At 69.3% G+C, this 19,203-nt stretch carries 20 protein-coding genes and 1 riboswitch; of the genes, 10 read left to right on the top strand and 10 right to left on the bottom strand.

Features of this window, described 5'->3' with window-relative positions:
• The first annotated feature begins 2 nt into the window (after nucleotides 1-2).
• From MWN33_RS19080 to MWN33_RS13680, 4 genes are all read left to right on the top strand, one after another.
• Nucleotides 3-125: a hypothetical protein gene (locus tag MWN33_RS19080; RefSeq protein ID WP_281493771.1), complete on the top strand. Its 123-nt coding sequence runs from the start codon at nucleotides 3-5 to the stop codon at nucleotides 123-125.
• Nucleotides 113-1,132 (top strand): c-type cytochrome, encoded by a 1,020-nt coding sequence (locus tag MWN33_RS13670; protein ID WP_247201588.1) that lies wholly within the window; start codon nucleotides 113-115, stop codon nucleotides 1,130-1,132. Before MWN33_RS19080 ends, MWN33_RS13670 begins: the two co-directional genes overlap by 13 nt.
• 97 nt (nucleotides 1,133-1,229) lie before the next feature.
• A complete protein-coding gene (locus MWN33_RS13675) occupies nucleotides 1,230-1,529 on the top strand; it encodes a hypothetical protein (RefSeq protein ID WP_247201589.1) in 300 nt (99 codons plus the stop codon).
• Nucleotides 1,530-1,643: 114 nt separating this feature from the next.
• A complete protein-coding gene (locus tag MWN33_RS13680) occupies nucleotides 1,644-2,009 on the top strand; it encodes an A1S_2505 family phage non-structural protein (RefSeq protein WP_247201590.1) in 366 nt (121 codons plus the stop codon).
• 9 nt (nucleotides 2,010-2,018) lie between these two features.
• On the opposite strand, the gene MWN33_RS13685 is transcribed toward MWN33_RS13680, so the two are convergent.
• The 3 genes from MWN33_RS13685 to MWN33_RS13695 all read right to left on the bottom strand — a co-directional run bounded on the left by MWN33_RS13685 (nucleotide 2,019) and on the right by MWN33_RS13695 (nucleotide 4,310).
• Nucleotides 2,019-2,168: a hypothetical protein gene (locus tag MWN33_RS13685; RefSeq protein WP_247201591.1), complete on the bottom strand. Its 150-nt coding sequence runs from the start codon at nucleotides 2,166-2,168 to the stop codon at nucleotides 2,019-2,021.
• A 72-nt stretch (nucleotides 2,169-2,240) separates the two neighbouring features.
• Nucleotides 2,241-3,341 carry a choloylglycine hydrolase family protein gene (locus MWN33_RS13690; protein WP_247201592.1) on the bottom strand — a complete coding sequence of 367 codons (1,101 nt, stop codon included), beginning with the start codon at nucleotides 3,339-3,341 and terminating at the stop codon, nucleotides 2,241-2,243.
• Nucleotides 3,342-3,470: 129 nt separating this feature from the next.
• Nucleotides 3,471-4,310: a universal stress protein gene (locus MWN33_RS13695; RefSeq protein ID WP_247201593.1), complete on the bottom strand. Its 840-nt coding sequence runs from the start codon at nucleotides 4,308-4,310 to the stop codon at nucleotides 3,471-3,473.
• A gap of 166 nt (nucleotides 4,311-4,476) precedes the next feature.
• On the opposite strand from MWN33_RS13695, the gene MWN33_RS13700 reads away from it, so the two are divergent.
• The 5 genes from MWN33_RS13700 (at nucleotide 4,477) to clcA (ending at nucleotide 10,050) form a co-directional block, all read left to right on the top strand.
• Nucleotides 4,477-5,229, top strand: coding sequence for an ABC transporter permease (locus MWN33_RS13700; RefSeq protein WP_247201594.1), 753 nt, complete (start codon nucleotides 4,477-4,479; stop codon nucleotides 5,227-5,229).
• Between the two features lie 90 nt (nucleotides 5,230-5,319).
• Nucleotides 5,320-6,222 (top strand): sensor domain-containing diguanylate cyclase, encoded by a 903-nt coding sequence (locus MWN33_RS13705; protein WP_247201595.1) that lies wholly within the window; start codon nucleotides 5,320-5,322, stop codon nucleotides 6,220-6,222.
• Nucleotides 6,219-7,418, top strand: coding sequence for a winged helix-turn-helix domain-containing protein (locus MWN33_RS13710; RefSeq protein WP_247201596.1), 1,200 nt, complete (start codon nucleotides 6,219-6,221; stop codon nucleotides 7,416-7,418). The genes MWN33_RS13705 and MWN33_RS13710 overlap by 4 nt, the downstream gene beginning before the upstream one ends.
• Nucleotides 7,419-7,473: 55 nt before the next feature.
• A riboswitch (TPP riboswitch) is annotated at nucleotides 7,474-7,588 on the top strand.
• A 71-nt stretch (nucleotides 7,589-7,659) separates the two neighbouring features.
• Nucleotides 7,660-8,598: an ABC transporter substrate-binding protein gene (locus MWN33_RS13715; protein ID WP_247201597.1), complete on the top strand. Its 939-nt coding sequence runs from the start codon at nucleotides 7,660-7,662 to the stop codon at nucleotides 8,596-8,598.
• Between the two features lie 147 nt (nucleotides 8,599-8,745).
• The gene (gene clcA / locus MWN33_RS13720; RefSeq protein ID WP_247201598.1) at nucleotides 8,746-10,050 is read left to right on the top strand and encodes a H(+)/Cl(-) exchange transporter ClcA; all 1,305 of its coding nucleotides are present in this window, start codon (nucleotides 8,746-8,748) and stop codon (nucleotides 10,048-10,050) included.
• 7 nt (nucleotides 10,051-10,057) lie between these two features.
• Here the strand turns inward: clcA and MWN33_RS13725 are convergent, their stop codons facing one another.
• The 4 genes from MWN33_RS13725 to phnC all read right to left on the bottom strand — a co-directional run bounded on the left by MWN33_RS13725 (nucleotide 10,058) and on the right by phnC (nucleotide 14,910).
• Entirely contained in the window at nucleotides 10,058-11,809 is a 1,752-nt protein-coding gene (locus tag MWN33_RS13725) for an ABC transporter ATP-binding protein/permease (protein ID WP_247201599.1), read from the bottom strand.
• 215 nt (nucleotides 11,810-12,024) lie between these two features.
• Nucleotides 12,025-12,855, bottom strand: a complete 831-nt coding sequence (gene phnE / locus MWN33_RS13730) for a phosphonate ABC transporter, permease protein PhnE (protein ID WP_247201600.1) — start codon at nucleotides 12,853-12,855, stop codon at nucleotides 12,025-12,027.
• A 193-nt stretch (nucleotides 12,856-13,048) separates the two neighbouring features.
• Nucleotides 13,049-14,056 carry a phosphonate ABC transporter substrate-binding protein gene (phnD, locus tag MWN33_RS13735; protein ID WP_247201601.1) on the bottom strand — a complete coding sequence of 336 codons (1,008 nt, stop codon included), beginning with the start codon at nucleotides 14,054-14,056 and terminating at the stop codon, nucleotides 13,049-13,051.
• A 14-nt stretch (nucleotides 14,057-14,070) separates the two neighbouring features.
• On the bottom strand, nucleotides 14,071-14,910 hold the full coding sequence (phnC, locus tag MWN33_RS13740; protein WP_247201602.1) for a phosphonate ABC transporter ATP-binding protein: 840 nt from the start codon (nucleotides 14,908-14,910) through the stop codon (nucleotides 14,071-14,073).
• Nucleotides 14,911-15,082: 172 nt separating this feature from the next.
• Between phnC and MWN33_RS13745 the strand changes: the two genes are divergently transcribed.
• On the top strand, nucleotides 15,083-15,544 hold the full coding sequence (locus tag MWN33_RS13745) for a hypothetical protein (protein WP_247201603.1): 462 nt from the start codon (nucleotides 15,083-15,085) through the stop codon (nucleotides 15,542-15,544).
• On the opposite strand, the gene MWN33_RS13750 is transcribed toward MWN33_RS13745, so the two are convergent.
• From MWN33_RS13750 to MWN33_RS13760, 3 genes are read right to left on the bottom strand one after another with little or no spacing between them, the layout of a single operon-like run.
• Nucleotides 15,531-16,424 carry an alpha/beta hydrolase gene (locus tag MWN33_RS13750; RefSeq protein ID WP_247201663.1) on the bottom strand — a complete coding sequence of 298 codons (894 nt, stop codon included), beginning with the start codon at nucleotides 16,422-16,424 and terminating at the stop codon, nucleotides 15,531-15,533. The genes MWN33_RS13745 and MWN33_RS13750 overlap by 14 nt on opposite strands.
• Before the next feature lie 34 nt (nucleotides 16,425-16,458).
• A complete protein-coding gene (locus MWN33_RS13755; RefSeq protein WP_247201604.1) occupies nucleotides 16,459-17,514 on the bottom strand; it encodes a hypothetical protein in 1,056 nt (351 codons plus the stop codon).
• A gap of 7 nt (nucleotides 17,515-17,521) precedes the next feature.
• Nucleotides 17,522-19,189: an electron transfer flavoprotein-ubiquinone oxidoreductase gene (locus tag MWN33_RS13760; protein ID WP_247201605.1), complete on the bottom strand. Its 1,668-nt coding sequence runs from the start codon at nucleotides 19,187-19,189 to the stop codon at nucleotides 17,522-17,524.
• Nucleotides 19,190-19,203: the final 14 nt, after the last annotated feature.

A 19,203-nucleotide genomic window follows, 5' to 3' on the forward strand; every position in this document is an offset into this window, starting at 1 on the left:
ACATGCCCGGCTCGACGCGCCCCACCCTCTATCTCATCCTGCTCGGCATCGTCGCCGTGGTGGGCGGCGCGCTCCTTACCGGCAATGGCGAGATGCTGGCCGGGCTGCTGCCGTGGCGGAAATAGGCCGCTGGCGCGCCTGCGGGGCGGCGCTGCTGCTGGCGGCGGCGCTGTCCGGTCCACTCGCCATGGCGCAATCGGAACCGGCCGTCAGGGACGTTGTGGTGTGGGACGTTCCTGCCCTCGACCAACTTCCCGACGATGATTTCGGCCGGCTCGCCCGCTACGGCCGCTCGGTGGTCGAGGCGACCTATGCCCATATCGGCCCCGCCGTGACGGACGAGGCCGCCCGCTTCGCCGGCAACAACCTTGCCTGCGCGAGCTGCCATCTCGAAGCCGGGCTGAAGAAATTCGGCCTGCCGCTGGTCGCCGCCTCGGCCGACTACCCCGCCTACAGCACGCGCAGCGGAGAGGTCGCGTCGCTCTTCGACCGGGTGAACCAGTGCATGCGGCGCAGCCTCAACGGCCGGCCCATGCCGGAGGACTTCCGCCCCATGCGGGCGATCCTCGCCTACCTCGAAGTGCTCTCGACCAACGTTCCCCATGACGCCGCCATCGCCGGCGCGGCGGCCGGCCGGATGCCGGAGCTCGACCGCGCCGCCGATCGCGCGCGCGGGGCGCAGGTCTATGCACGCGAATGCGCCGACTGCCATCGCCGCGACGGGCTGGGCGTCCGGCGCAACGAAACCCTGCCGCAGATGGGCTATGCCGTTCCGCCTCTGTGGGGCGACGACAGTTTCAACGACGGCGCCGGCCTCGCCCGGCTGATCACGCTCGCCAATTTCGTGCATGACAACATGCCGAACGGCACCTCCTGGGTCGCCCCGACGCTTACGCCGCCGGACGCCTGGGACGTCGCGGCCTTTGTGGCCAGCCAGCCGCGCCCGCGTTTGGCTGGGCTGGAGCGCGACTTCCCGGACCTGCTGCTCAAGCCCGTCGACGCGCCCTACGGCCCCTTCGCGGACGGCTTTTCGCAGGAACAGCACCGCTTCGGCCCCTTCGCGCCGATCCGCGCCGAGATCGCCCGGCTGAAGGCCGAGCGCGGGGCGATCGACAACCCGAACGCGCGCTGAACGCGCGCGCATCCGGCGCGCAATCTTCCTCGTGACGGCGCTCCCTGCTAGCATCGGGGCAATCGGTACGCGCCGGCAGGTAGACAGGAGCCCCAAGATGAACCGGACCGCCTCCACCCGCCTTCTGGGCTCCCTCATGGTGATCGCGTGTCTCGGCGGCACGGCGCTGGCGCAGAACAACCCGCTGCCGCCCGCCGATTCGGGCAATCCCGGCAGCCCCGGCCCGTCCTCGCTCAATCAGGCCCCCGACATCAATCTCGGCCCCGACGCCCCTGCACCGCTGACCGGCGAGCTGGTGCCGCTGCCCGGCCCGCCGCCCGAAGGGCAGGCGGCGAAGATCAAGCTGCCGGACTGCGCGCCGCCCAATTGCGGGGTGCCCGAGATCATGGCCCCCTGAGCCTGTCCCTGCGCCCCGCCGGCGGCGCAGGCTGTCGTTCGGCCCCGGGCCTGCATTTTCCCGGTTGACCCGATCCCTGCGCTTTGGCCAGAGAGAGCGCCGAGGAGAAGCAGCATGGCGCGCAACCCGGTCTTCGTGTTCGGCTCGAACCTCGCCGGCATCCATGGCGGCGGCGCGGCGCGCTGGGCCTATGAGAATCGCGACGCCGAATGGGGCGTCGGCTTCGGGCTCACCGGCACCGCCTTCGCCATCCCGACCAAGGACTGGAACATCGAGACGCTGCCGCTCGGCGAGATCGAGAAATATGTGCGCCGCTTCCTTAAATTCGCGACGGCGCGGGCCGACCTGTCCTTCCAGCTCTCGCCCATCGGCTGCGGCCATGCCGGCTACAAGCCCGAGCAGATCGCGCCGATGTTCAAGGACGCGCCGGAAAACGTCCTGCTGCCCGACGAGTTCAAGGCCGTGCTCGGCCGCCACTAGGGCCCCGCGTCAGCGCGCGTCGCACATGTAGAGCGACATGTCGGCGCCCGCCGTGCTCAGCGCGCGCCAGACTTCCGGGCGCACCCGCAGGCGCGCCCCGCGCTTGCGCAGATAGGCCATCGCGAACGCATCCGTCGCGCGCACGCAGTCCTCCGACATGGCTTTCGAGCCTCCCCGTTGCGACCCGGTTTTCCATGCAAGCGGACGGCCAGCCGCAACGGAAGCGAAGGGTCAGGGCGCCAGCACCCCCGCCCCAACCGTCGCCTTTGGATAAGGCAAGTCGTTCACCAGCTTGCCCGCCGGCTTCTCCTGCGCGAACAGCGCGTCGAGCTCGATGGTGAGGAAGCTGGTGCGGTTGGCGTAGTCCGCGATGGTCAGGCGGTTGTTGGTCAGGTCCTTCAGCACGACCCACTGGGTGTAGTCCGAGCCGGTGCTGCCGTCGGCATTGCGGAAGGCGGCGACGCCGAGCGGGATATCGACATTGTTGAGAATATGGGCGACCGCCTGCGTCGCCTCGGTGATATCCTTGGGCGGCGTCACGTAATGGCGCAGGAAGGCCGCGCGCACGAAGCGCGAGGGCGGGGTGTAGTCGCCCGGCAGGCCGACGAGGCCACCGCCCTGGCCGATCTCCGTCACATTGGCCGAACCGACCTGCCGGCTCGACACGGCGAGGTTGGAGAGGCTGAGATAGTTGCGCAGATTGGTCAGATGCCAGTCATAGGTCGGCGCGTTGGTGAGCACATGGGCGGCGTTGTCGTGGATCTTCAGCGCGCCGCCGACATATTCCACCACCATGCCCGCTCCGCTGCGGTCGACGAAGACGAAATGCAGCGTCGCCGGCGTCGGCCCGGTCGGCAGCGAATCATCCGCCCACACCTTCATCGCCGGCAGCGCTGCGCGCAGTTCCGCGACGCTGGCGAAGCCGCCCAGCGCCCAGGAGCCGAAGGTGAGGATGGACTGGTACTGCTTATCCTCCTTCGTCACCGTCTGGTACTGCGTGAAGCCCGGCAGGAAATTGCCGCTCATCGAGAGCCCGGCCGAGTTCTGCCCGTCGAGCAGCGTCACGCCCGGGATGATGCCGGCGCTGACGCCGACCACCGCATATTTCGTGGTGAAGCTGTTGGCGGGAAGGCCGGTCTCCTTCGGCGCCGCGAGCTGGAGCTGCGTGCCCTTGGGCTGGTTCACCAGCATCCATTTCATGTCGAACGCCCATTCCATGGTGCGTCCGGCAAGCACACTGCCGTCGGAGGCGGCGATGTCGACCGCCGTGCAGCCGAGCGCGAGGTTGACGCTGGCCAGCAGCGCGACGGCGGTGGCGAGAGCGCGTTTCATGGTGGCTTCCTCCGGATGGCTTTTGTTAAAGCGCCGGTCGGCGGCCGCGCCGCTCCACCTGCGCCCCTCTATGAAAAAAGGCCCGGCGGGTGACGCCGGGCCTTGATCGTTTCCTCGCCGGCCGCGCCCTCAATGCGCGAGGAACAGCGGCACGGTCGTGCGGTCGAGAATGTCGCGCGTCACGCCGCCGAGCACGAATTCGCGCAGGCGCGAATGGCCGTAGCCGCCGAGCACGATGAGGTCGATGTCGCGCGCCTCGACCTCCTTGAGCAGCACGTCGACAATGCCCTCCCCGCTGGCCGGCACGAGGCGGCGCAGTTCCACCCTCTTGCCGTGGCGGGCGAGATGGCGGGCAAGGTCGGCGCCGGGCAGGTCGCCGTGCTTCTTCGACTTGCCGCTGTCGACCACCACCGCCTCGACGAGATCGGCATGGGCGAAGAGCGGGCGGGCCTCGGCGATGGCGCGGGCCGCCGCGCGGCCGCCGTCCCAGGCGACGAGGATGCGCTTGGCGGAGAACGGCTTCTGCTGCTTGCGCGGCACCACCAGAACCGGCCGGCCGGAATCGAACAGCACCGCCTCGGTGATGACTTCCTCGGCGCCCAGCTTGTCGGGGTCCGCCTGATTGACGATGGTCAGGTCGTAGAGGCGGGCGATGGTGCCGATCTGCTCGGCCGCGCCGCCCGGCGTGCCGTCGATCAGCCGCACCTCGGCGGTCAGCCCGAGCGAGCGGGACGCTTCGCCGAAATGATCGACCGAGAGCTGCGCCAGGCGCTGGCTTTCGGCGCGCTGGGCCTCGATGAAATCGGTCGAGAAGGCCTCGGTGTAGACCGGGGGAACGTCGATCTGGTAGCTCACCGCGATGCCGGTGAGATCGGCGCCGAGCGCCGCCGCAGCAGAAACCGCATAGTCGACGGCCGTGTCTTCGCCGCCTTCCCCTACGCGAAGGCTGACGAGAATATCCTTGATCATCTGGTTTCCTCCACTTCTGACGTTGGCAATCTTCTTACCAATAAAGTGTGGCCGCGTTGACGGGCGTCAAGTTGTGCCGACGCGCCGGAACCGGCGGCGCACCCCGACACTCGCGCAGTCGCCGCGCGGCGGCTATAAGTGCTGAAACCGATCCAGGAATTTTGATATGGCCGCCGTCGGGCGCACGCTCGCCGTCACGTTCGTGCTGCTCGCGCTGTGGGAAGCCGTGGTGCGGCTGTTCGCCCTGCCCGCCTATATCCTGCCCGGCCCGCTCCGCATCGGCGTGACGGCGTGGGACAATGCCGACATCCTCGCCCATAACGCTGCCATCACGCTGGGCGAGATGCTGCTCGGCCTCATCTGCGGCTCGCTGCTCGGCATATGCTGCGCGCTCGCCATGGCGTCCTCCCCGCTGATGCGGCGCGCCATGCGCCCGGTGCTGCTGGTCGCGCAGGCGCTGCCGGTCTTCGCCATCGCGCCGCTGCTGGTGATCTGGTTCGGCTTCGGCCTCGCCTCCAAGATCGTCATGGCGAGCCTCATCATCTTCTTTCCCGTCGCCTCCGCCTTCCATGACGGGCTGGCGCGCACCGAGCAGGGGCTCGTCGACCTCGCCCGGCTCGGCGGAGCGGGCACGGCGGCGACGCTGCGCTTCATCCGCATCCCGGCTGCGCTGCCCGCGCTCGCCTCGGGGCTGCGTGTCGCCACCGCCGTCGCGCCGATCGGCGCGGTGGTCGGCGAATGGGTCGGCGCCTCGGCGGGGCTCGGCTATCTGATGATCTATTCGAATGCGCGGATGCAGACCGACATGGTGTTCGCCGCGCTCGCCGTGCTGCTCGTCGTCGCGCTGGCGCTGTTCGCGCTGGTCGACCGGGCGCTCACCCGCCTCCTGCCCTGGGCGCCGGAGACGGTGCCGGGCTGAGCCGGCGGCGGCTCTGACATGCGCGACAGGGGGCTTGCTTCGCACAAGGCTTGCATGGACGATGAACCAGTTCCGGCCCTGTGGGGATCCATGATCTCGCGCCCCGTGATCTATCAAGCGCTCGCCGACGTGTTCGAGCTTTCGCCCGTGGCCATCTGCATTTCGACGGCCGAGCACGTCTCGCGCTACATCATGGCCAATCCCGCCTATCTCACCATGATCGGCCGGAGCTGGGAGGAGATCGACGGCAAGCCGATGTTTCTCGACACGGTGCGCCCGCTGGAGGACCCTCAGCGCCTGCGCCGCATAGAGGCACTGGACTCGGTCGGCCTGTTCGAGCTTGAGGAGGTCGATCTGCGCCATTCCTCCGGGCGCATCGTGCCGACGCTTATTTCCACCCAGCGCCGCACGATAGACGGGCAGAAATTCGACATCGAGATCATCATCGACAACACCGAGCGCAAGGCGTTCGAGCGCCGGCTGCTGGAAGCCGCCTTCACGGACGCCGTCACCGGCCTGCCCAACCGCGCGGCGTTCGACCACCGCCTGCGCGGCCTTCTGGAACAACGCGCCGAGGGCCATGGCATCGGCCTCGCCTATATCGACCTCAACGGCTTCAAGGCGATCAATGACCGCTTCGGCCACATGGTCGGCGACCGCGTGCTGCGCACATTCGCCGACCGGCTGCGCCACCAGTCCCGCCCCGAGGACTTCCTCGTGCGGATCGGCGGCGACGAGTTCGCCCGCATCAGCACCTTCGAGCCGCAGGACGCGCCGACCATGGCCGACATGCAGCTCTTCGCTGACACGCTGTGTGCGGTGATCGAGGACGACGGCAACAGGCTCACGGTCGGCGCGGCCATCGGTGTGGCGCTCACCCGCAAGCCGGTCGACGTCGATTCGCTGCTGCGCTGCGCCGACACGCTGATGTACGCCGCCAAGGCGACCGGCCGCGACATCGCGGTGAAGCTCGACTGGATCGGTGACGCGTGAGCCTGCGCCTGTCCAATGCCGATGCGCGGCGCATCTTCCTCGCGCGACAGCAGCTCAGCCGGCCGCGCGGTGCCGCCGGCAAGGCGGGACTGCTGGAGCTGATCCACGATCTCGGCTTCGTGCAGGTCGACAGCATCTCGACCGTCGAGCGGGCGCACCACCACATCCTGTTCTCCCGCAACCCTTCCTACAGGCGCGAGCACCTCGCTGCGCTGCTGGAGAAGGACGGCACGCTGTTCGAGCACTGGACTCACGACGCCGCCATCATCCCCTCCGCCTTCTTCCCCCACTGGAAGCACCGCTTCGCGCGGGCGCGGCAGACGCTGGCGGCGCGCTGGCGAAGCTGGCACGAGAACGGCTTCGAGACCTATGTCGACCATGTGCTGGAGCGGGTGCGCCGCGAGGGCCCGCTGATGGCGCGCGACTTCGAGCGGGAGGCGGGCACAGAGAAGCGTCAGCCCGGCTGGTGGAACTGGCACCCGGAGAAGACCGCGCTCGAATATCACTGGCGCACCGGGGCGCTCGCCATCGCCGGCCGCGAGGGTTTCCAGAAAGTCTACGACCTCACCGAGCGCGTCATCCCCGCCCCTCTCGCCGTCGGCGAGGTGTCGCCGGAGGCCTTCGTCGACTGGGCCTGCAGTTCGGCGCTGGAGCGGCTCGGCTTCGCCACCCATGGCGAGATCGCCGCCTTCTGGGACCTCGTCTCGCCCGAGGAGGCGCGGGGCTGGGTCGAGGCGAACCGGGCCCGGCTGGCCCCGGTGCTGATCGAGGGCGCCGAGGGCGGCAAGCCACGCGCCTCGCACGCCTTCGCCGACGCGATTCCCGGCTTCGATACCTTGCCCGCCCCGCCCTCGCGGCTGCGCGTGCTGAGCCCCTTCGACCCGCTGCTGCGCGACCGCACCCGCGCCGAGCGGCTGTTCGGCTTCAGCTACCGCATCGAGGTGTTCGTGCCGGCGCCGAAGCGGGTCTATGGCTACTACGTCTTCCCGCTGCTGGAGGGCGACCGCATGGTCGGGCGCATCGACATGAAGGCCGACCGCAAGGGCGGCACGCTCGACGTGCGCCGGCTCTGGCTGGAGCCCGGCGTGCGCGCCACCAAGGACCGGCTCGCTGCGCTCGACGCCGAGCTCACCCGCCTCGGCCGCTTCGCCGGGGTCGAGCGCACGGTCTATCTCGACGGCTGGCGCGGGGAATAGGGCGCGTTATCCCGCCCGCCCGATTTGCCGTGGCATGCCGGCGATGCTAGCGTGCGCCGCATCCGAGGGGTGTCCTGCGGCCGAAAGGCCAAGGGGCTGAGATGGCATCCGCCAGACCCTTTGAACCTGATCCGGGTCATGCCGGCGAAGGGACGGAACGACGGCAGGATGGCGCGTGGCGCGAACCTGCGCCGGATTCTCCCGTAAGCTCATGCGCCGGATCTCCACTGGGAGGAGATCCATGTTCAAGACCATCGCCGCGACGGCATTCGCCCTCGCGCTCGGCCTCGCCCAGGCGAGCGCGGCCGACAAGCTCACTGTGCTGCTCGACTGGTACGTCAACCCCGACCACGCCCCGCTGGTCGTGGCGCAGGAGAAGGGCTTCTTCAAAGCCCACGGGCTCGATGTCGAGCTGGTCGCCCCCGCCGACCCCTCCGCCCCGCCGCGCCTCGTCGCCGCCGGGCAGGCCGAGATCGCGGTGAGCTACCAGCCCAGCCTCTATCTCTCGGTCAAGGAAGGCCTGCCGCTGGTGCGCTTCGGCACGCTCATCTCCACCCCGCTCACCGCGCTGGTGGTGCTGAAGGACGGGCCGATCAAGTCGCTGGCCGACCTCAAGGGCAAGACGGTCGGCTATTCCGTGGCCGGGCTGGAGGATGCGCTGCTCGGCACCATGCTGGCGAGCGCCGGGCTGAAGCCCACCGACGTGACGATGATCAACGTCAATTTCGCGCTCTCCCCCGCCCTCGTCTCCGGCAAGGTCGACGCGGTGATCGGCGCCTATCGCAATTTCGAACTCACCCAGATCAAGCTGGAGGGCAAGGAAGGCGTCGCCTTCTTCCCCGAGGAGCACGGCGTGCCGGTGTTCGACGAACTGATCTACGTCGCCCATAAGGACAAGATCGGCGATCCCCGGCTCAAGGCCTTCCTCGCCGCCGTCGAGGACGCCACCATCTATGTGCTCAACCACCCGCAAGAGGCGTGGGAGCTCTTCGTGAAGGCGAATCCGAAGCTCGACGACGAGCTCAACCGCACCGCCTGGACCGACACGCTGCGCCGCTTCGCCCACGCCCCGGCGGCACTCGACGCCGGCCGCTATGAGCGCCTCGGCGCGTTCATGAAGAGCCACGGGCTGATCGACAAGGTGGAGCCGGTCTCGACCTACGCGCCCGCCCTCCCCTGATCCGCCCCGCCCTGATCCGCCGGCGGCGTGGCGACGGATCGCCGCGCCGCCGTAGCGTCAGCCGCGTCTACGTTCTTCCGATACCCGCCCGCCGATGCTACCGATGCCCTCAACTGATCGAAGCATGAGCGGAGGCATCGGCGCGGCATGGGCAATGCGGTCTATCACCTCGTCGCGATCGCGGTGGGCGCTGTCGTCGGCGTGCTCGGCGTCGCGCTTCATGTCGGCGTCGAGCGGTTCTCCGCCGCATGGCCGGCCTTCCTCGACACCACGCTCGGCCTCGACGGCCTGCCGCTCTACGCCGCCGCCGCGCTCGTCGCCGTTACCATGACCCTCGTCTCGCTCTGGCTGGTGCGCAACTTCGCGCCGGAGGCCAGCGGCTCGGGCGTGCCGGAGATCGAGGGCGCGATGGAAGGGCTGCGCCAGGTGCGCTGGCACCGCGTGCTGCCGGTCAAGTTCGTCGGCGGCTTCCTGTCCCTCTCCTCCGGCATGGTGCTCGGCCGCGAGGGACCGACCATCCATATCGGCGCGTCCGTGGCCAAGGCGGCGTCCGACCTGATGAAATGGCAGTCCGAGGACATGCGCGCCATGCTGGCGGCGGGCGGCGCGGCGGGGCTCGCGGCGGCGTTCAACGCACCGCTGGCGGCGGTGCTGTTCGTCATCGAGGAGACGCGGCGCCAGTTCCCCTATTCGGCGCGCAGCTACATCGCCGTGGTGCTGGCCTCCATCGCCAGCGCCATCGTCACCGAAACCCTCACCGGCAACCGGCCCTACATGCTGCTGGAGGCGAGCGCCATCCCCTATGGCTGGCTGCCCGCCTTTCTCGTGCTCGGCGTCATCCTCGGCGCGGTCGGCGTCGGCTTCAACCACACGCTGGTGTGGTCGCTCGACCATGTGCGCCGGCTCGGCGAGCGCCGCTCCTACTACATCTTTCCGACCGCCGTCGGCCTCGTCGTCGGCGTGCTGGTGTTCGTCCGGCCGGAGGCGACGCAGGGCGGCGAACTGCTTGCCGTGCAGCTCACCCGGGAGGGCCTGCCGCTCGCCATGCTGGCCTTCATCGTGCTGCTGCGCTTCGTCATGACCATGGCGAGCTATTCGACCGGCGTCGCCGGCGGCATCTTCGCGCCCATCCTCGCCCTCGCCACCACCATCGGCCTCTGCTATGGCACCGCCATCGAGAGCGTGACGGCGCTGCCGGAGCACGGCCACGCCGCCTTCGCCATCGCGGCGATGAGCGGGCTGTTCGCCTCCACCATCGGCGCGCCGATGGTGGGCATGGTGCTGGTGCTGGAGCTGACCGGCGCCTATTCCGTGCTGGTGCCGGTCATGATCACCGCCATCTTCTCCAACATGACCTCGCAGGCGCTGGGCGGCCGCCCGATCTACGAGATCCTGCTGGAGCGCACGCTGGCGATCGAGGCGGCGGCGCGCGCCGCCGCCGCGCCGCGCTGAGCCGCGTTCAGGCACCGGCCGGCAGCGCCTGCGCCAGCTCGAGCCGTGCCGGCCCGTCGCCGGCGCGGGTGAGCTCGATATGGCGCTCATGCATCGCGCGCAGCGTCGAACGGTGGCCGATGGAGAGCATCGCCGTCGCCGGCAGCCGCTCGCGCAGCAGCCGGTAGAGAGCCGCCTCGCCCGGCTCGTCCAGCGCCGAGGTCGCCTCGTCCAGCAGCAACACGTCCGGCTTCAGCAGCAGGGCGCGGGCGACCGCGAGGCGCTGCTGCTCGCCGCCCGACATCACCGCCGGCCACAGCGCGCGCTCGTCGAGCCAGCCGGCAAAGCCCGCGAGGCCGACCGCCTCCAGCGCGAGCCGCATCTCCTCGTCGGAATGGCGCTCCATCGGGTCGGGATAGGCGAGCGCCCCGCGCAGCGTGCCGATCGGCAGATAGGGGCGCTGCGGCAAAGTGAGCATGCGCGCGCCCGCCGCCAGCGCGATCTCGCCATGCCCATAGGGCCAGATTCCGGCGATGGCGCGCAGCAGCGTGCTCTTGCCGGCGCCCGAGGGGCCGGTGAGCAGCACGCGCTCGCCGCGCCGGATCGCGAGGTCGTCGACGGTGAGCAGCGCCCGCCCGTCCGGCAGGCGCACTTCCATCTGCGAGACGGCGAGCGGGGCGTCCCCGGCCGCCGCCGGCGCGGCGCGGAAGTCGCTCTGCAGCGCCTCGGCCTGCGTCGCCAGCACGGAGCGCTCGAAGCCGACCAGACGGTCGACGACGGACTTCCAGTCGGCGAGCTGGGCATAGGCGCCGATGAAGAAGGAGAAGGAGCCCTGCACCTGTCCGAAGGCCGAGCCCGTCTGCATGAGCTGGCCGAGCTGGATGGTGCCGGCGAAATAGGCGGGCGAGACCACCACGAAGGGGAAGATCATCGAAAGCTGGCTGTAGCCGGCGGTGAACCAGGTCAGCCGTTTCTGCGCGATCATGATGCCCCAGTAATTGTGCACCACATGGGCGAAGCGCGAGAGCAGGCGCTCGCGCTCCACCGGTTCGCCGGCCATCAGCGCGATCTGTTCGCCATTCTCGCGCACGCGCACCAGCTCGACGCGGTAATCCGCCTCGAAGCGCTGCTGGTCGAAGTTCAGCTTCACAAGCACCCGGCCGATGAGGTGGGCGAGCGCCGTGCCCGCCGCCGCATAGGCGAAGGCAGCCCAGACGAGATAGCCGGGAATGTCCCAGCTCGCCCCGAACAGGTTGAAGGAGAAGTCGCCCGACAGCCCCCACAGGATGACGGCGAAGGAGCACAGCGTCATCACCGCGTTGAGCAGGCCGAGGAACAGGCTGATGGTCTGGGCGATGTAGCTGCGTATGTCCTCGGCAATACGCTGGTCGGGATTGTCCGCGAGGTCGCCCTTCAGGCGCATGCGGTAATGCGTCTGGTTGGCGAGCCAGGCGGTCAGGTACTTGTCGGTCATCCAGTTGCGCCAGCGTATCTCCAGCCACTGCCGCAGATAGACCTGGTAGACCGCCACCGTGATCGCCCCCGCCGCGATGAAGGCAAAGATCCAGAGCTGGCGGGTGAAGGCGGCGTAGTCCTTCTCCTGGATCGCGTCGTAGAAGACGGCGTTCCACTTGTTCACCATCACGGTGGCGAAGACCCAGGCCACCTCCATGGCGACCACCGCGCCGAGCAAAGCGAGGCCGCGCCAGCGGTCCTCGCCGCGGAAATAGGGAATGGACAGCCGCCAGACGTCGGCGAGAAGCGAGAGGATGGCACGCAAGGGAGCGACTCCGGTGACGCGGAACGGCCATATGAGCCGGCCGATGCTGGCAGCATGGTGTCCGCGACATTAATGTTTGGAGAGCTTTAGCGCCATTTGCCGCGCGCGCCCCGCGCGCCGCGCGACATGAAAAAGGCGCGGAACGGGCGTCCGCGCCTTTTCTGCCGGAATAGGGAGGACGGGCCGGACCCGCCGACCCTCAGATGAAGCGCGTTTCAGATGAAGCGCTTGCGGATGCGCTGGCTGATCATGTCGAGCATGGTCACGGTCAGGATCACGATGATCAGGATCGCCGCCGCCTGCGAGTAAAGGAAGCCGCGCATGGTCTCGTTGAAGGTCATGCCGATGCCGCCGCCGCCGACGATGCCGAGCACGGTGGCCGAGCGGACATTCGATTCGAAGCGGTACAGCGCGTAGGAGATCCACAGCGGCAGCACCTGCGGCAGCACGCCGTAGATGATCTCCTGCAGCCAGGTGCCGCCCGTGCCGCGAATGCCCTCGACGGGCGCCGGGTCGATGGCCTCCACCGCCTCGGAGAACAGCTTGGCGATCACGCCCGTGGTGTGGATCCACAGCGCCAGCACGCCGGCGAAGGGACCGAGGCCCACGGCGGCGATGAAGATCAGCGCGAAGACCAGCTCGTTGATGGCGCGGCAGGCGTCCATCACCCGGCGGATGGGGAAGGCCACCCAGTGCGGCACCACATTGTCGGCGGAGAGGATGCCGAAGGGGATGCCGACGATCACTGCCAGCAGCGTGCCCCAGATCGCGATCGCCAGCGTCTCCAGCATGGCGTTGAAGTAGACGTCCCAGTCGGTGAAGTCGGGGCGCAGGAAGTCGGCGCCGAGCGTTGCCATGTTGCCGGCGTCGCGCACGAGCTGCGCCGGGTTCATCTCCGCCTCGTGCCAGGCGAACACCAGAACCACCGCCACCAGCGCCGCGCCGGCGAGCCGCGTCAGGCGGGTCAGGAACGGCGTCACCGGCGGAGCCGGCAGGGTGCGCTCGGCGGCGCGGTGAGCGGTACGCTCGGCTTCGGTGGCGAACATGGCGGGTTCCCTGTCGTCGGCACGGCCGCGGCGTCGCGGCGGCAAGGCGGGCGTCTTCGAAGGAGAGCGTTCGTCGCGGGCGGGGCTGTGCCGGCCGCCTCTCGCGGCGATCCCGGAGACGGCTCGGCGCCGCTCCGGGATCGGTCGGAATCCGAGGAGGGCTGCGGGCGGCGCGGCGGCCGCCCGCTGGGGCTCACATGCTCGGCAGCTTCTTGGACTGCTCTTCGAGAGCGGCGAGCTTGTCGTCGATCTCCTTGACCTTCTTGGCCTTCTCGTCAGCCGACAGCTTGTCGTCGTTCTGGATCTTGACCTTGGACTTGAACAGCTCGAGCTGACGGATCGGGATCAGCTGGGCGTCGGAGGAGGCGAGGAAGGGGCCCCAGCCGTCCGAGGTCTTGGCCAGCACGGCGCGGGCGTGCTCGATCTCTTCCGGGGTGCCGTTGCGGCCATAGGTCATGAAGAAGGTGTAGATCTTGGCCTTGAGGTCGGCCGGCAGGTCCTTGCGCCACACGATCGGGTCGCCGGCGATCAGCGGGGAGCGCCACACTTCCTTGATCTTCTTCGCCTCTTCAGGGCGGGTCATCTGCAGGCGGGTGACGTTTTCGGTGTTGTTGGTGGCAAAGTCGACCTGCTTGTTGGCGACCGCGAGCAGGTTGCTCTCATGGTTGCCGGTCACGACGCGCTTGTAGCACTTGACCGGATCGACATTGTTCATCGCGAACACGTAGTAGCCGGGGACCAGGAAGCCCGAGGTGGAGTTCGGGTCGCCATTGCCGAAGTTGAAGCCCTTCGAGCAGTCCAGCACGTCCTTGAGATCGTTGATGTCGCTGCGGTCGGCATTGGTGACGATCAGCGCATAATAGCCCGAGGAACCGTCCGGCTTGGCGGTCTTGACGAAGACTTCGCCGTTCGAGCGGTCCACCGCTTCCATGGCCGACTTGTTGCCGAACCACGCAACATCGACCTTCTTGAAGCGCATGCCCTCGATGACACCGGCATAGTCGCCGACGAAGAAGGGCTTCACCGGAATGCCGATGGCCTTCTCCATGTCCTTGAGCAGCGGCTCGAAGCTCTTGGCGAGGTTGGCCGAGGACTCGGTGGAGATGAAGCCGAAGTTCAGCTCCTTGATCTCGTCGGCGGCGCGCGCCGGAGCGCTCGCAAGGGCGGCCAGCGCGAGGCCGGCGGCAAGGATACGCTTCATGGTCGTGGCTCCTGTCAGGATAATGTGTGCGAAGGGGCGGCGTCGGCGGGGGCCGCCACCGCAAACTGGCTCGGCAGGATCAGCTCCTCGGCGCTGGCGCCGTAGAGCTCGGTCAGGAAGGCCGCGTTGATCTGCGAGGCCGGGCCGTCGAACACGACGCGCCCGGCATTCATCGCGATGACGCGGTCGAAATAGGCGGTGGCGTAGTCCACCTGATGCAGCGACACGACCAGCGCGATGCCGTGGTCGCGGCTCATCGTCACCAGCGTGTCCATCACGCGCTTGGCGCTCTTGGGATCGAGCGAGGCGATGGGCTCGTCGGCCAGCACCAGCTTGGCGCCCTGCACCAAGGCGCGGGCGATGGCGACGCGCTGCTGCTGGCCGCCGGAAAGCTCGCGCGCCCGCTTGGCGGCGTGCTGGGCGATGCCGACCTCGGCGAGCGCGGCATAGGCGGTGCGCTTCTCGTCGGCGTTGAACAGGCCGAGCGTGCCGCGCAGCGCGCCGATGCGCCCGAGCACGCCGACCAGCACATTGGTCATAACGCTCAGCCGCCCGGCGAGCGCGAACTGCTGGAAGACGAGGCCGATATTGCGGCGGGCGGCGCGCACCTCGGAGGCGAGCCGGCCGCTTTCCTGCACCTTGAGGCCGAAGGCGTGCACGGCGCCGGTGCCGCTGCCCTGCGCATCGGCGAGGATAAGCCCGGAGGCGAGGCGGATCAGCGTCGACTTGCCCGACCCCGAGGCGCCGATCAGCGCCACGCGCTCGCCTTCGCGAATGAGGATGGAAACATTGTCCACGGCGCGCATGGCGCCATAGGTCTTGCTCACCCGGTCGAGTTGCAGCGCTGCCGCCATCGGATCTCCCGCCGGCCTGTTGAAGACCGGCTTGGGGTAGTCCTCGTGCGTGACGGGTGGATGAAGCCCGGATTACAGTTCGATGACGGGGCGCGGGAGAACGCTTCGACCTTCGTTGACATTGCCCGCGCCGCCGCCACACTTCGCCCGGGGCCGATCGACGGGGGTGAGGATGTATTACGCGGTCATAGCGCTGACGATGGTGGTGGCGCCGCTCGTCAGCATCGCCATCGAGTTCGGCAGCATCACCAGCCTCGGCGGCTTTGTCCTCGCCGCCACCAAATGGTTCGCCTTCTGGGCGGTGGGCGTGCGGCTGCTGCTGGCGGGCGTCTCGCAGATCCTGCGGCCGGGCTACACGCTGAGCGGCATCCTCGGGGTGGAGGAGCCGCGCGCCCATGTCATCGTGCAGGAGCTCGGCTTCGCCAACGTCTCCATCGGCCTCGCCGGCCTGCTCTCCATCATCTTCTCGATCTGGGCGCTGCCAGTGGCCTTCATCGGCGGGCTGTTCCTCGCCCTCGCCGGCTTCAACCACATGAAGCGCCCGGAGCGCAGCCTGCGCGAGAACGTGGCGATGGTCTCCGACCTCTGGGCCGCCGCCATCCTGCTCGCGGTGTTCGTGTTCAGCCTGTTCTGAGCGCGAACTGCGCGCGCAGCCAGCCCGCCGCGCGCGCGAGCCCGGCACGCCCGTCGGCCAGCCGCGCGGCCCATACCATCCACGCATGGATCATCTGCGGCCACACCTCCAGCACCACCGGCACCTCGGCGGCACCGAGCGCGCGGGCAATGCCCACCGCGTCGTCCAGCAGCGCCTCGCTGGAGCCCACCTGGACCAGCGTCGGCGGCAGGCCGGCGAGGTCGGCGAAGAGCGGCGAGACGGCCGGATCGCGCGCGTCGCGACGCGCCAGAAAGGCGTGCGCCAGCCCGTCGAGATACTCCCGGCTGATCAGCGGGTCGACGGCGGCCTTGCTGTCGAGCGTGGCGCCGCCCATCGTCAGGTCGGTCCAGGGCGAGACCAGCCAGGCGGCGGCGGGCATCTCCTCGCCGGCCTCGCGCAGGGCGACCAGCGTGGCGAGCGTCAGATTGCCGCCGGCGCTGTCCCCGCGGATCGCGATGGACGGCGCCGCATAGCCCTGCGCCCGCAGGAAGCGCCAGGCGGTGAGAGCGTCTTCGAGCGCGGCGGGGTAAGGGTGCTCCGGCGCCAGCCGGTAGCCGATGGCGAGGGTGCGTATGCCCGCCTGTCGGCCGAGGGCGCCGACCATCGCCCGGTGGCTGCGGATCGAGCCCGAGCAATAGCCGCCGCCGTGGAAATACAGCAGGACACGTGCCGGGTCGCTCCCCGGCGCCAGCGACCATTCGGCCGGAAGTCCCTCAAGGTCGACGGGCGAGAACACGACGTCATCCGGGGGCGGGTCGAGGGCGCAGATCTCGTCCATCCGCTGCCGTCGCTCCGCCCAGCTTGCCGGGCGCGGCTGGCCGGCGAAGAGCTGCCTCAGTTCGTCGATCTCGCGAGCCATCGCTTCCCCCGTGGCGATGTCGGTCACCGGCCGCTCACCTCGGCCGGAAGCCGACATAGCCGCCTTCGCCGTCATAGAGCACGTCGAAGCCGTTCAGCAGGTGGTAGCTGGTGTTCACGAAAGCCGGCCGGTCCTGCGCCACCCGCAGATGCACCGCGCTCGGCGTGACGGGCGAGCCGTCGCCGACCGCGAAGCTGTAGAGCGGGAAGGCCGCCTCCCCCGCCCCGACGCTCACCGCCACCGGCGTGCCCGGCGGCAGCGTGCCCTGCGCGCCGGCCGCCTGCACGGGCGGGACGGTCATGTACATGACCGAGACGCCGGTATCGACCAGCACCGAGCCGCAGGCCGGCGGCGTCATGCCATTGAGCGCGATGCAGGCCGGCGTCGGCTTCCAGTCCGTGCCGTCCGCATTGCGCTCCAGCTTGAGATAGCGGAACGGGCCGCGCGTGTTGGCGGCGGTCAGCCCCACATGCACGCCCTCGCGGGTGAGGATGTAGCCCTGCCGGCGCGGGCCCTCGCCGCGCGCGACATGCAGCAGCGGGTTCTTGTCCGGCGTGCTCTGGCTCTGGCTGTCGCCCTCGCGCGCGAAGCCCACGCCCACCATGGCGATGTTGCGCGGGCTCGTCGTCGGTTCGCACATGCGCGCATAGTCGAGGCACTGCACCTCGGTGACGACCAGCACCGGCATCGGGTCGGTCGTCACGCTCGCCCCCTCGCGCCCGGTCAGCGTCACCGGCATCACCGTCCACTGGCCCACCATCACCCGGCCGGAGCTGGAATAGGTGAGCCTGGCCGGGCCCTGCGAGGGATACTGCTCGAAGCCGGGCACGAATTCGGCGGCGACGACGATGCCGGTGGAGCCGGAATCGATGACGGCGCGCAGCGGATGCCCGCCGAAGGAGAGGCCGATGCGCGGCACGGCGTCGATCTCCTCGGGCACCGCGCTGAGGTAGCGCAGGAAAAGCCCCTCGCGGAACGGGCCGTAGTCCGGCCCCTGCTGGGCCGAGGCGGGCCCGGCAACGAGGCCGGCCCCAAGCGCCATCGCCGGAAGGAGGGCGGGAAGCCGGGAGAGCCGAAGCCGGAAAGACATGCGCGCCTCACATGTTGGGGTAGTTCGGCCCGCCACCGCCCTCGGGCGCCACCCAGGTGATGTTCTGGTTCGGATCCTTGATATCGCAGGTCTTGCAGTGGACGCAGTTCTGCGCGTTGATCACGTAGCGCGCCTCGCCCGCCCGTCCATCCGCCTCCACCCACTCATAGACCCCGGCCGGGCAGTAGAGCGCGGAAGGCCCGCCATAGACATCGTGCTCGGAGGATTTCTGCAGCGCAAGGTCGGCGACCTTGAGGTGAACGGGCTGGTCCTCCTCGTGATTGGTGTTCGACAGGAACACCGAGGAGAGCCGGTCGAAGGAGACGACGCCGTCCGGCCGGGGATAGTCGATCCGCTTCGTCTGCGCCGCCGGCTTCAGCGTGGCGTGGTCGGGCTTGCCATGCTTCAGCGTGCCGAAGGGCGAGACGCCGAACAGCGTGTTCAGCCACATGTCGAGCCCGCCCAGTGCGATGCCGGCATAGGTGCCGAATGTCGACCAGAGCGGCTTGGCGTTGCGCACCTTCCACAGGTCGCGCCCGATGGCCGAGCCGCGCCAGCCGGCCTCGTAGCCTTCCAGCATGTCGTGCTGCCGGCCGGCGGCCAGCGCGGCGGCGATCTCCTCGGCGGCGAGCATGCCCGAGAGCACCGCGTTGTGGCTGCCCTTGATGCGCGGCACGTTGACGAAGCCGGCCGCGCAGCCGACCAGCGCGCCGCCCGGAAAGACCAGCTTCGGCACCGACTGGAAGCCGCCCTCGGTGATGGCGCGCGCGCCATAGGAGATGCGCGTGCCGCCCTCCAGCGTCGGGCGCACCAGCGGGTGTGTCTTGAAGCGCTGGAACTCCTCGAAGGGCGACAGATGCGGGTTGGCGTAGTTGAGGTGGACGACGAAGCCCACCATCACCTGCCGGTCCTCCATGTGGTAGAGGAAGGAGCCGCCGCCGGTGGCGGAATCCAGCGGCCAGCCGAAGGAATGCTGTACCAGCCCCGGCCGGTGCTGCGCGGCCGGCACGGTCCACAGCTCCTTGAGGCCGATGCCGTATTTCTGCGGCTCGCGTCCCTCGCCGAGCGCGTAGCGGGCGATGACTTGCTTGGAGAGCTGGCCGCGCGCGCCTTCCGCGAACAGCGTGTATTTCGCCCGCAGCTCCATGCCGCGCGTGTAGCGCTCGGTCATCTCGCCGTCGCGGCCGATGCCCATGTCGCCGGTGGCGATGCCGGCCACCGCGCCGTCCTCATACAGCACCTCGCTGGCGGCGAAGCCGGGATAGATCTCGACGCCGAGCGCCTCGGCCTTCGCGGCCAGCCAGCGGCAGACATTGCCGAGCGAGCCGATATAGGCGCCGTGATTGTTCATCAGCGGCGGCATCAGCGCATTCGGCAGCCGCAGCGCGCCGGCCGGGCCGAGGAAATAGAAGCGGTCGTCGGTGACGGGGGTCTTCAGCGGGGCGTCCGCCTCCTCCCGCCAGCCGGGGAACAGCCGGTCGAGCCCGATGGGGTCGATCACCGCGCCGGAGAGGATGTGCGCGCCGACCTCCGAGCCCTTCTCCACCACCACGACGGAGAGGTTCTCGTCGAGCTGCTTCAGCCGGATAGCCGCCGCCAGACCCGCCGGTCCGGCACCGACGACCACGACGTCGAACTCCATGGCCTCGCGTTCCGGCAGTTCCGCCGCGTCCATCACCCAAACCTCCG

It is taken from the genome of Ancylobacter koreensis, assembly GCF_023016525.1.
GTDB lineage: Bacteria > Pseudomonadota > Alphaproteobacteria > Rhizobiales > Xanthobacteraceae > Ancylobacter > Ancylobacter koreensis.